Annotated in this window: 11 protein-coding genes and 1 pseudogene; 2 read left to right on the top strand and 10 right to left on the bottom strand. The window is 64.8% G+C overall.

The features are described 5' to 3' along the window. Nucleotides 1-152: 152 nt before the first annotated feature. Nucleotides 153-1,175: a LacI family DNA-binding transcriptional regulator gene (locus tag AC56QQ_RS02185; RefSeq protein ID WP_497125390.1), complete on the top strand. Its 1,023-nt coding sequence runs from the start codon at nt 153-155 to the stop codon at nt 1,173-1,175. A gap of 169 nt (nt 1,176-1,344) precedes the next feature. Here the strand turns inward: AC56QQ_RS02185 and AC56QQ_RS02190 are convergent, their stop codons facing one another. Further along, nucleotides 1,345-2,253, bottom strand: a complete 909-nt coding sequence (locus tag AC56QQ_RS02190) for a LysR substrate-binding domain-containing protein (protein ID WP_497125391.1) — start codon at nt 2,251-2,253, stop codon at nt 1,345-1,347. A gap of 101 nt (nt 2,254-2,354) precedes the next feature. Here AC56QQ_RS02190 and AC56QQ_RS02195 point away from each other — a divergent pair, with 101 nt between their 5' ends. Further along, a complete protein-coding gene (locus AC56QQ_RS02195; protein WP_497125392.1) occupies nt 2,355-2,849 on the top strand; it encodes a DUF8737 domain-containing protein in 495 nt (164 codons plus the stop codon). Nucleotides 2,850-2,860: 11 nt separating this feature from the next. Here AC56QQ_RS02195 and AC56QQ_RS02200 read toward each other — a convergent pair whose 3' ends face one another. The 9 genes and pseudogenes from AC56QQ_RS02200 to AC56QQ_RS02240 all read right to left on the bottom strand — a co-directional run bounded on the left by AC56QQ_RS02200 (nt 2,861) and on the right by AC56QQ_RS02240 (nt 11,688). Then, the gene (locus AC56QQ_RS02200) at nt 2,861-4,306 is read right to left on the bottom strand and encodes a S8 family serine peptidase (RefSeq protein WP_497125393.1); all 1,446 of its coding nucleotides are present in this window, start codon (nt 4,304-4,306) and stop codon (nt 2,861-2,863) included. Beyond that, nucleotides 4,296-4,964 carry an anti-sigma factor gene (locus AC56QQ_RS02205; RefSeq protein WP_497125394.1) on the bottom strand — a complete coding sequence of 223 codons (669 nt, stop codon included), beginning with the start codon at nt 4,962-4,964 and terminating at the stop codon, nt 4,296-4,298. The genes AC56QQ_RS02200 and AC56QQ_RS02205 overlap by 11 nt, the downstream gene beginning before the upstream one ends. Then, nucleotides 4,961-5,527 (bottom strand): sigma-70 family RNA polymerase sigma factor, encoded by a 567-nt coding sequence (locus tag AC56QQ_RS02210; protein ID WP_256749249.1) that lies wholly within the window; start codon nt 5,525-5,527, stop codon nt 4,961-4,963. Before AC56QQ_RS02210 ends, AC56QQ_RS02205 begins: the two co-directional genes overlap by 4 nt. A gap of 176 nt (nt 5,528-5,703) precedes the next feature. Beyond that, a pseudogene (locus AC56QQ_RS02215) lies at nt 5,704-6,278 on the bottom strand (integrase core domain-containing protein); the annotation flags it as partial. A 46-nt stretch (nt 6,279-6,324) separates the two neighbouring features. Then, a complete protein-coding gene (locus AC56QQ_RS02220; protein WP_489858768.1) occupies nt 6,325-7,323 on the bottom strand; it encodes an ABC transporter ATP-binding protein in 999 nt (332 codons plus the stop codon). 33 nt (nt 7,324-7,356) lie between these two features. After that, complete coding sequence (locus tag AC56QQ_RS02225) at nt 7,357-8,418, bottom strand: Gfo/Idh/MocA family protein (protein WP_497125395.1); 1,062 nt, start codon at nt 8,416-8,418, stop codon at nt 7,357-7,359. Further along, nucleotides 8,415-9,254, bottom strand: coding sequence for a carbohydrate ABC transporter permease (locus AC56QQ_RS02230; protein WP_010912697.1), 840 nt, complete (start codon nt 9,252-9,254; stop codon nt 8,415-8,417). Before AC56QQ_RS02230 ends, AC56QQ_RS02225 begins: the two co-directional genes overlap by 4 nt. Before the next feature lie 10 nt (nt 9,255-9,264). Next, nucleotides 9,265-10,194, bottom strand: coding sequence for a carbohydrate ABC transporter permease (locus AC56QQ_RS02235; RefSeq protein ID WP_256752363.1), 930 nt, complete (start codon nt 10,192-10,194; stop codon nt 9,265-9,267). 234 nt (nt 10,195-10,428) lie between these two features. Then, nucleotides 10,429-11,688: an ABC transporter substrate-binding protein gene (locus AC56QQ_RS02240; protein ID WP_489858765.1), complete on the bottom strand. Its 1,260-nt coding sequence runs from the start codon at nt 11,686-11,688 to the stop codon at nt 10,429-10,431. Nucleotide 11,689: the final 1 nt, after the last annotated feature.

An 11,689-nucleotide genomic window follows, 5' to 3' on the forward strand; every position in this document is an offset into this window, starting at 1 on the left:
AGTGCGGTGCAGCATGCTTTTATGGCGGTGCAGCAGCAATTTTTGTTTCAAATCTGGTCAAACCACCCGTATGGTTGCTCATGGCGTCGCCGCGCTACCGTGGCGTCTTGGCCAATTCAATTTAAAAGCGCTTTGAGGCGCGGAGACCTGCTGTGAACCTCAAGCAGCTCGCCCATATGCTGGCGCTTTCGCAGACCACGGTAAGCCGCGCGCTAAACGGCTATCCCGAGGTCAACGAGGAAACGCGCCGGCGGGTGATGGACGCCGCCAAGCGCCACGGCTACCGCCCCAATCCGAGCGCGCGCCGGCTGGCGACCGGCAAGACCGGCATGATCGGTTATGTCCTGCCGACCGGTGCATCCGTCGACATCGATCCGCATTTTGTCGAATTCCTGTCAGGGCTCGGCGATTATGCCCGTTCGCACGAGCTCGACCTGGTGCTGTCGCCGGCCGACGCCGACGACCAGGAAACGACCTACCGGCGCATCGTCGCCAACCGGCAGGTCGACGCCGTCTACATCTCCTCGCCAAGGCCCGCCGACCGGCGCGTGGCGCTGGTCAACACGCTCGGCATTCCCTTCATCGTGCATGGCCGCAGCGACGGCTTGGATTTCGACTATCCTTTCACCGACATCGACAATGAGGGCGCCTTCCACGAGGCAGCCCGGCTTCTCATCCAGCTCGGCCATCGCCGGCTGGCGCTGATCAATGGCGACGACCGCGAGACCTTCGCCATCCATCGCGAGCGCGGCGTGCGCCGCGCCCCGGCGGCGAGTGGCCTGGAGCTGGGCGAGCGCCATGTCTGTTCGGTGGCCATGACCGAGGAGAACGGCTATCGCGCCACCCGGCGTCTGCTGGAAGAGGGCGATGCGCCGACGGCGATCGCCTGCTCCAGCCTGATCATGGCGCTCGGCGTCGTGCGCGCCGTGCGCGACCTCGGCCTGACCATCCCCGGCGACGTGTCGCTGATCGCCCATGACGACGTCTTTCCCTGGCTGAGGCCTGAGAATTTCTCCGTGCCGCTGTCGACGACGCGCTCATCCATCCGCCTCGCTGGCGCGCGTATCGCCGAACGGCTGGCGGCACGGATTTCCGGCCTGGAAGAGGGCGCCCGCGGCGAGGTCTGGCCGGTCGACCTGGTGGTCAGGGGATCGGTCGCCGGCGCGCCGGCCTGAGGGATTAAAACTCAATCACTCTGAACGACAGAGGTCGATCCTCGGCGGTTGCTGGCAGCCCGCAGCGGCGACTCTCTTGGCTTGTAGCCGGCGTGCCTCGGATTGCCATGCGTCCTGGTTGCCGGAAGTCGTATTCCGGAAGGAAGGGTTCCGGCATCCATTCATTGTCTCAGGTCGCGGATCTGAGGTGATCGATGAAGGCGCGCAGCTTCGGCAGGACCTGGCGCCTGCCAGGATGATAGAGGAAGACGCCCGGCGTCGTGGCGGCGACGCCGTCCAGCACCGATTTGAGTTTTCCTTCGGCTATCGGACGTTCGGCGACGGGCCGAGGTGTCTGCGCCAGCCCGACGCCCTGCATCGCGGCCCCGAGCAACGTCGGATAGTCGTGCGCGATCAGCGGGCCCGAGACCATCGCTTCGATCGCCCCATTGCCGTCGACGAAGGACCACGGCGCGACGGCGCCGTTCGAGCGGCGCAAGCGCAGGCAGGCGTGGTGGCGCAAATCCTCGACACGCTCGGGGCAGCCGTGGCGATCGAGATAGTCCGGACTGCCGACGACGACGAACGTGAATGGCGGCGTGAGCCGCACCGCGATCATGTCCGGCGCGATGAACTGGCCGAGCCGGATGCCGGCATCGAACCCGCCGGCCGCGAGATCGACCATCTCGTCGCTCGCGGCGATCTCCAGTTCGATCTCGGGATAGGCCCGGCAGAACGACGCGATCATCGGCTCAAGGATCAACGGCACGACGGCGCGGGGCACGGACAGGCGCAGCAGCCCGGTCGGCCGTTGGCCGACGTCGCGGGCGGCCTCGCCGGCCGCGACGATCTCCTCGAAGGCAGGGCCGGCACGATCGAGGAACCGCTGGCCAGCCTCGGTCAAGCCGACGCTCCGCGTCGTGCGGGCGAACAACGCCGCGCCCATGCGAGCTTCCAGCGCGCGTACCGCCTGGCTCACGGCGGACGGCGTCACGCCGAGATCGGCGGCGGCACGGCGGAAGTTGCGGCGCCTGGCGACAGCCAGGAACACCTCGACACCCTCCAGTGCACCATGCCGGACTGTGTAGTTCTGCTTCATGGGTTGTTGTGATTACAGCGGATAGTCGAACCATGGAAGCGGGCCTAGCTAGTCGATTGAAACTTGCAGACAGAGCAAGCCAATTGCCGAGCGGAGGCCAAATGCCCACGGAAGTGTTGTTCCAAATCCATCTCGTTCTAGGCTATGTTGCGTGGCTGCTTTGTTTCGGCGCATACGGTCTGCCGTGGCTGGGCTCGATGGACCGGGTCGCAACGCAACGTGCTATCGCCACTCTGCACAGCTTCCGCTTCTTCGGGCTCGTCTTCCTCCTTCCGGGCGTCGTAAGCCCCAATCTGCCCGCCGGCTTCGCCGTGTTCGCCGCCTATGGCGACTTCGCAACGGGGGTGCTGGCCATGCTGGCGCTGCTCACGGTGAGGATACCTCAGCTGTTCTGGCCGTTCGTCGTCGCCTTCAATCTCGTAGGGATGGTCGACCTCATCGTCGACTACTACCACGCCATCCAGATCGGCCTCCCTGCACGCGCGGGTGAGCTGGGCGCCACCTACGCGATTCCAATCATCTATGTGCCGCTGCTGATGATCACGCACGTCGCCGCATTCTATTTTCTGCTCCGTCCCCGGCAGAACGCGAACTGAGCCGCCGCAGGCTACTCCTTGTCCGCCCCTGCGGCCTTGGTGTCCAGCAGGCCATAGCCGAAATCATTATCGCGCCCCTTGGGGCCGAGATCTTTCGCCGTTGCCGCGAGCGCCTTTTCGATGTCGTCGGCCGAACGGTCGGGCGCGGCATGGAGCAGGTTGGCGATGGCGCCGCTCACGATCGCCGCCGCGAACGAGGTGCCGGTGACCACGTCCGAACCGGCGCCGCTCGGCGCCACCATCTCGACCCCGGGCGCCGAGATGAAGACATAGGCGCCGCGATTGGCCTGCGGCATCAGCCCATCCTTGGCATCGGTGGCGGTCACCGCGATGACGCCGTCGAAGGCGGCCGGATAGCCATAGGGCGCCTTCGGCCCGTTGTTGCCGGCCGCCGCCACCAGCACCATGCCGAGCGCCCGCGCATTGCGGCAGGCGGCGCCGAGCAATTCGTTCCTCGGGCCGACGAAGCTCATGTTGATGATGCGGACGTCCTGGTCGGCCGCCCAGTCGAGCGCCGACAGGATGACGTCCATGGTCGACTTGCCGCCCTCGAAGGCGCGGGCGTGGTAGATCCTGGCGCCTGGGGCCATGCCTTCCAGCGCGCCCACCCCGGCGATCAGGCCGTCGACCGAAGTGCCGTGATCGCGCTTTTCGATCGGCACGTCGGGCATGGCGTCGAACTGTCCGGCGATGACGCCGGAGAACGCCGGATTGGTGTCGTCGATGCCGGTATCGATCACCGCGATGCGGACGTTCTCGCCGCTGGCCTGCTTGGCATCGAGCGCGATGCGGTCGAAGGCATAGTTGACGATGCTGGCGGCCTGCTGCAGCGAATAGACATGGTTGGGCTCACGCCGCTGGGTGCGGCCGTCGGCGGCCAGCTGCGCCAGCACGACGCCGACCGGGCGGCCATCGGGAATGCCGAAGCGTACCAGCGTGGTGCCAAGCAGCCTGGACTGGCGCTGCGAGCGCACCTGCAGGCCAAAGGAAGCGGCGATCTGCTGCACTGCGCCCGCATCCCCGTCGACGGTCACCAGCACTTCGTCGGGCACGAAATCGCCGACCACCGCGCGCGGCGGCTGAACGGCGATGAGATCGGTCGGCGAGACGATGGGGCCGCCCGTCGGTGGCCCGGCCTGCGTGTCGGCAGGCGGTGTCGCCGGGTCTGGCCGTGGCGTCGGCACCGGTGCCGGAGGGGCGACCGGATTGGGAAACAGGTCGACGATCAGGGCGGGAAGAAAGACGGCACTGGCTTTGGCAGCACCCGCACCGGCATTGTCGCTGGCGCCGCTGCCGTCCGTGGCGCAGTCGGTGCCGGCAGCATTGGTGCCGTCGCGGCAGTCGATCTTCGTCTGGTCGCCATTGGCGGCATTGGTCTGCGCCGACGCAGGCACGGCGGCGATTGTCATCGCCGCCGCAAGGATTGCCGCAAATCGAATGACCGCCTCAGCCGCCATCAACCGGTTTCCTTCCCTCGATCACAGTGTCGGTGAAAGGCTGGGCGGCAATAAGGCCAAGTTGCTTGGTGTAGTCGGCTGCGGTGGCAGCCGGGATGCCAAGCCGGAACACGCCGTCGGCGGTCGGTCCACCGATGATCTTCAGCCCGTTGTCGCCGAGGAAGCCGGCGATGTCCGACATCTTCGCGTCCGGCTTGAACTTGACCAGGGCGAACGGCATTTTTGCCAGATCGTCTTGTGCACCGGCAATCTCGAAATTGCCGCTCTTGCCGCCCGGATTGACGAGCGACTGCACCATGATCAGCGCCAGCAGCACCGCGGCCGCCGCCCACGCGACGCCGGCCGGCACCGCCATGAAGCGACCCCAGGCCTGCGCCAGCCAGGACGAGCTTGCCGGGGTCCGCGCCGGCCCGGCCTCGGCGTCGAGCGCCCCGGCGAAGCGGCTGAGCGCATCGGCCGGCGGCCGGATCGCTTCGTTGGCCGCCGTGGTGCCGGAGAATTCCGCTTCCGCCTCGCCAAGGGCGGCAAGCGCGGCCGGATCGCTGGCCAGCCATTCCTCGACGGCTTCCAGGTCCGAACCTTCCAGCGAGCCGTTCAGGTAGAACGGCAGCAGCGTTTCCATTTCGTCGCGGCGCGACATCTTTTCAGCGGCGCTCATGGCCACCCCCTGTCGTAACCGGCGGCCTTGAGGGCCTCGCCGAGTTTCTTGCGGGCGTAAAACATCCGGGTCTTGACGGTCGCGACCGGGATGCCGAGCACCTCGCCGATCTCGGTCACCGACTGCCCGTGATAATAGGCAAGATCGATCACCGTGCGGTGCTCTTCGGGCAAGGCGTCGACGAAGCGGCGCAAGGCGGCGGCCTTGTCCTCCTTCATGGTGACGACTTCCGGCGTGTCGGCGCCGTCGGGCACCGCGGCGGCGGCCTCGTCGTCGATCCAGTCTTCCTTCTTCTTGCGCAGCAGGGACAGCGCCTTGAACCGGGCGATGCCGAGCAGCCACGTCGAGACTTCGGAGCGTCCTTCGAAACCTGGCGCCTGGCGCCATAGCTCGAGGAACACTTCGTTCGCGATATCGTCAGCCATCATTTCCGATCCCGTCTGGCGCGCCACGAAGCGGTAGACCCGCGCGTGGTGACGCATGAACAGGAGCCGCACGGCGGCACGGTCGCCCTTCGCGACCCGGTCGACAAGCGCGCGATCGGTCTCCGTCGCTGCCGTCATGGCCGGTCGAGCCGCCTGGCTCCTGTCTGCTCTGTCGCTGATCGGCCCAAAAAGGTTCATCCTCCGCCAAGGAATTCCGGGGAGGCTAACCGAAGTAAGGAAGTGTTGCCAGTGTGTCTGTCCAGCCGATAGATGGGTAACACTTTGAACCGGATAGATGGGTAACAGTTCTCCCCCTATGCGTCCGCCGCAGCGCCGAGCGGTTTGGTTGGCGCGACGCCGCGGCGGACAAGCTTCATACGCCTCGTATCGATGATGCCGAGGGCCCATTGGCCGTCCGCGGTTTCCGTGGCAGCGACCGCTTCGCCAGCCAGCGTCTGTGAGACATAGACGAAGCCGCCATTCCACCTGATCTCGCCTTTGTGGCGCACGCGGCGGACCGCGGCCTCGGCCGGATAATCCGGCTCGGGCGTCGCCCTTGGCATGGCGCGCTGTGACGAACGGTACTGCTGCGCTGGAGTGTCCATGGCCAGCGCTTCATGCGGACGCTCTTCATTGTAGCTGCGCCGGAAGACCTCGAAGGCCTGCCCCTGGGCCATCCTGTCGGCCTCCGGTGCTTCGGCCAGCGGCAGCATGGTCGGATGGAAGCGCTCATGGCGTCCGTTCTGCTGCGGCTTGCCGGGCGCGATCCGCTCCAGAGTGATGCCGAGCTTGATGAAGCGCACCGAAAGCGGCGTCAGCCGGTGACGCCGGCCGATGCGAAGGGCGGGCCATTGTCGCTTCTGAAGCGATCCGGCAGGCCATGCTCCTCCGGTTCGCACAAGGGTGAGGGGCAGCGCCGACTCTCCGCTGCGAGACTACTTCAATACCTTCCCATCCGCGCCAAACCGATACGTCTTCGCCGGATCCGGCGTCGCATAGAGCGTGGCGCCCGGCTCGGCGTCGTAGACACCGAAGATGCGCACGGTGATCAGCCCGGCCTTTTCGCAGTCGAGATAGAGGTTGGTGTCGGCGCCGAGATGCTCGGCGTGCACCACCGTGCCCTTCCAGCTGCCCGACTTCGGATCAACCGTCAGGTGTTCAGGCCGCACGCCGATGGTCTTGGCCGTCTCGCCGAGACGGGCACCATCGATGAAATTCATCTTCGGCGAGCCGATGAAGCCGGCGACGAACTCATTTGCCGGCGAATTGTAGAGCTCCATCGGGCCACCGATCTGCTCGATCCTGCCTGCGTTCAACACCACGATCTTGTCGGCCAGCGTCATCGCCTCGACCTGGTCGTGGGTGACGTAGATCATTGTCGCCTTCAGCCGGCGGTGCAGCTGCGCGATCTCGAGCCGCGTGTTGACGCGTAGCGCGGCGTCGAGGTTCGATAGCGGCTCGTCGAACAGGAACAGCTTGGGCTCGCGCACCACGGCGCGACCGATGGCGACGCGCTGGCGCTGGCCGCCGGACAGTTCGGCCGGACGCCTTTCGAGATAGGGTTCCAGCGACAGCATCGCCGAGGCGATGCCGATGCGCCGCTCGATCTCGGCCGTGGGCGTGCCCGCCTGCTTGAGGCCAAGGCCCATATTGTTCTTCACCGTCAGATGCGGATAGAGCGCATAGGTCTGGAACACCATGGCAATGCCGCGCTTGGCCGGCGGCGTGGCCGAGACATCCTCGCCGTCGATGACCACCCGGCCCGAGGTCGAATCCTCCAGCCCGGCGATGACCCTGAGCAAGGTCGACTTGCCGCAGCCCGAAGGGCCGACGAAGACGACGAATTCGCCATCCGTCACTTCGAGGTTGATGCCCTTCAACACCTCGACCGGCCCGAAGGCCTTCTTCACATTCTCGATTTTCAGCGAGCCCACGGCTTCGTTCCTGTCGTTAGAGTTTGACTCGTCCTAGAGCTTGACTGGGGCGCCGCTGCGCACGCTCTCATCGGCGGCAAGGCAGACGGCGAGCGATCTGACCGCATCGTCCATGTGTCTGGTGAGATCGAGATCCTCGCGGATCGCCTTCAGCACGAAGGCCTGTTCGAGATCGCAAAGGTCCTGATGGCCGGGCTCGCCCTGCATCGACAGCATCTCGTCCTGCTTCACGAATTTGCCATCCGGGCCGGTTGCGGCACTGTGCAGGCGGATGGTCGAGGTCTTGGTGTGGGTGTCGATGTCGTCGGACTTCACACCTTCCTTCATGACGATCGACACGCAGCCATTCGGCGAAATGACGTCCTTCACGAAGAAAGCCGTCTCCGAAATCATCGGTCCCCAACCGGCTTCGTACCATCCGACCGAACCGTCGTCGAACAGCACCTGCAGATGGCCGTAATTGTACATCGTGGGCGCAACCTCGTCGGTCAGCCGCACCCCCATGCCGCGCACCTCGACCGGTTTGGCGTCGGTGATCTGCAGCATGACGTCGAGATAGTGCACGCCGCAGTCGACGATCGGCGAGGTCGTCTGCATCAACTGCTTGTGCGTCTCCCAGGTATGGCCCGAGGATTGCTGGTTGAGGTTCATGCGGAAGACGTAAGGGCCGCCGAGCTTGCGCGCCTCGGCGATCAGCCTGATCCAGGACGGATGATGGCGCAGGATGTAGCCGATCACCAGCTTCCTGCCATTGGCCTTGGCGGCCGCGACGACTCGCTTTGCATCCGCCACCGTGGTGGCCAGCGGCTTCTCGACGAAGACATGGCAGCCAGCCTCGAACGCCTTGACCGCATAATCGGCATGGCTGTCGGAATAGGTGGCGATACAGGCGACGTCAGGCTTTTCGTCGCGCAGCGCCTCGTCGAAGGAGCGCCTGATGCCATAGTTGGACAGCCCGTCAGGCAGCGGCACGTCGGAACGGTTGATCAGGGCCGCGATCTCGAAGCCCGGATTGGTGTGATAGCCCAGCGCATGGCTGCGGCCCATATTGCCGAGACCGGCGACGACGACGCGAAGGGGACTTTGCGAACTCACTTGACGGCTCCGGAGGTAATGCCGCGGATCAGCTGCCGCGAGAAGATGACGTAGAGGATCAGGACCGGCATGATCGCCAGCGACAGCGCTGCCAGGATGGCGTTCCAGTTGGTGACGAACTGGCCGAGGAACAGCTGGGCGCCGAGCGTCACCGTCTTGGTCTCTTCCGACGGCGCCAGGATCAGCGGGAACCACAGATCGTTCCAGATCGGGATCATGGTGAAGACGGCGACCGTCGCCATCGATGGCCGCACCAGCGGCAGCACCAGGCGGAAGAAGATGGTGTATTCCGACAGCCCGTCTATGCGGCCGGCATTCTTCAGGTCGTCGGACACCTGCTTCATGAATTCCGACAGGATGAAGACGGCGAGCGGCAGCCCTTGCGCGGTGTAGACCAGGATCAGCGCCGTCAGCGTGTTGACCAGCCCGCTTGCCACCATCAGTTGCAGGATGGCGACGGTGCCCAGCCGGATCGGGATCATGATGCCGAGCGCCAGATAGAGGCCCATCAGCGAATTGCCGCGAAAGCGATACTCCGACAGCGCAAACGCGGCCATGGCGCCGAACAAAAGCACGAAGAACAACGAGGCGACGGTGACGACGAGGCTGTTCTGGAAATAGTGGATGAAGTCGCCCTGGCCGATCACGGTGGTGTAGCCGATCAGGTCGAAGGTTTTCGGCGTCGGTGGCGTCAGCGGCGCGCCGAAGATGCCCGCGCGCGACTTGAACGAATTCATGATCACCAGGATCACCGGGAACAGCGCGATCGCCGTGTAGGTCAACAGGATCGCGTGGGCGCCGATGGTGCGGGGCAGGGAACGGGTGGCGGTGCTCATCTCTCGCCCCTCAGAACTGGTAGCGACGCAGGCGCGTCTGGACGAGGAAGAGATAGACGCAGACGCCGCCAAGGATGATCAGGAACATCATCGTGGCGATCGCCGCGCCCATGTTGGGGTCGCCGACCTGCAACTGGAAGCCGAAGAAGGCGCGGTAGAGGAAGGTGCCGAGAATGTCGGTGGAATAGTTCGGCCCGGCGAGCGCCCCTTGCGCGGTGTAGATCAGGTCGAAGGCGTTGAAATTGCCGACGAAGGTGAGGATCGAGATGATGCCGATCGACGGCAGGATCAGCGGCAGCTTGATCTTCCAGAACTGCGACATGCCGGTGATGCCGTCGCATTCGGCCGCCTCGATCACCTCTTCGGGGATCGACAGCAGTGCAGCGTAGATCAGCATCATCGGGATGCCGACGAACTGCCACACCGAGATCAGGCTGAGCGCCGTCAGCGCATACTGCTCCTTGCCAAGCCATGGCGTGAACAGGCTCTTCAGGCCGACCAGGTCCATCATATGCGGCGCCACGCCCCACAGCGGCGACAGGATCAGCTTCCAGGCAAAGCCGACGATGACGAAGGACAGGATGGTCGGCACGAAGATCGCCGTGCGGTAGAAGGCGGCGAATCTCAGCCTCGGGCTGGACAGCAAGGCCGCCAGCATGACGCCGATCGGGTTCTGCACCAGCATGTGGATGATGAAGAACCAGGTGTTGTTCCTGAGTGCGTTCCAGAAACCCACCGACCAGTTAGGATCGCCGAACAGCGTGCGGAAATTTTCCAGCCCGACGAAGATCTGGTGCTGCTCGATGTTGCGGAACAGCGAGAGCTGCAGCGTGCCGGCGAGCGGCAGGATCATGATCGCCGTGTAGACGAGCAGCGCCGGCGCCAGGAAGACGCCGATGTGCCAGCGAGTCGGTCGTTTCGGTCGTGTTTCTGCGGCCATGAGTTCGGTCCCCGCCGTCTCTCGGTTCCAAATGGTGTCGATGCTAGATGATGCCTCGATGCACTGCCCGGATTCCTTCCCGTGCGGGAAGGACAAAGGCCTGTGACAGGTCAGCTTCGCCTTTCCCTACGCAGAGGGTAAGGCCGAGAGGCCACGCCGACAATCACAGCCTGAAAACCAGGATAGTCCGAAACCGGCCAGGCCTGCGCCCGGCCGGCTTCGTTGCCTGAGCTCTTACTTGGCCGGCTTGTACCAGCTGTCGAGACCGGTCTGCAGCTTCTTGGCGGCAGCTTCCGGCGTGTCGGTGCCGTTGATGACGTTGGCCGATTCAACCCATGTCTCGTTCTCGAGGTTCGGCGTGCCGCGCGACAAGATCTGGTAGGTCGAGCGGATCGTCGACTTGCACTTGCCGCGCCAGGAGACGAATTCCTGCGCCAGCGGGTCTTCCATCTTCACCGGCGAGGAGTTCAGGCTGAAGAAGCCCGGCAGCGCGTTGGCGTAGATGGTGGCGAAGTCCGGCGAGGCGACCCAGGACAGGAAGGTCTTGGCGGCGTCGGCGTTCTTCGAAGCCGCATTCAGGCCCATGCCGATATCGGTATGGTCGGAGATGTAGCAGGTGTCGCCGGCCTTCTCGACCGGCGGCGGGAAGGCGCCCATCTTGAACTGGGCCTGGGTGTTGAACAGGCCGATCTCCCACGAGCCGGCCGGGTAGATGGCGGCGCGGCCAAGGGTGAACAGGTTCTGACTGTCTGGGTAGGTCTGGGCTTCGAAACCGTCGCCGAGGTAGGGCTTCCACTTGGCCAGTTCCTCATACGGCGCGACCCAGTCCTTGTCGGTCAGCTTCTGATCGCCCTTGATCAGTGCTGCGCGGCCGTCCTCGCCCTTCCAGTAGTTGGGACCGATGTTCTGGTAGCCCATGGTCGCGGCTTCCCAGAGATCCTTGGTGCCCATGGCCATCGGGATGTAGGTGCCATCGGCCTTGATCTTGTCGAGCGCGGCGAAGAATTCGTCGCGGGTCTGCGGCACCTTGATGCCGAGCTTGTCGAAGGCGTCCTTGTTGTAGATGAAGCCGTGGATGACGGAGGCCATCGGCACGCAGAAGCTCGCCTTGCCGTCGTCGGTCTGCCAGGCGGCCTTGGCTACGGGCGAGAAATTCTCCATGCCGGGCAGCGCCGAGAGGTCGGCGAGGTTGCCCTTCTTGTAGAGTTCAAGCGACTTGTCGAACGGGCGGCAGGTGATCAGGTCGCCCGCCGAACCGGCGGCGAGCTTGGCGCCGAGCGCGGCGTCGTATTCGGTCGGCGCCGACGGGGCGAACACCACCTTGATGCCCGGGTTCTTGGCTTCGAAAGCCGGGATCAGCTTGTCCTTCCAGATGGCAAGGTCGTCGCCGCGCCAGCTTTCGATGTTGAGCGTTACGTCTGCGGCAGAAGCCATCCCGGCCGTGCCGAGAATGCTGGTGCCCAGAAGCAGTGCCGTCAGTAGTTTCGTTGTCATG

The organism is Mesorhizobium sp. RCAM 05099 (assembly GCF_059683685.1).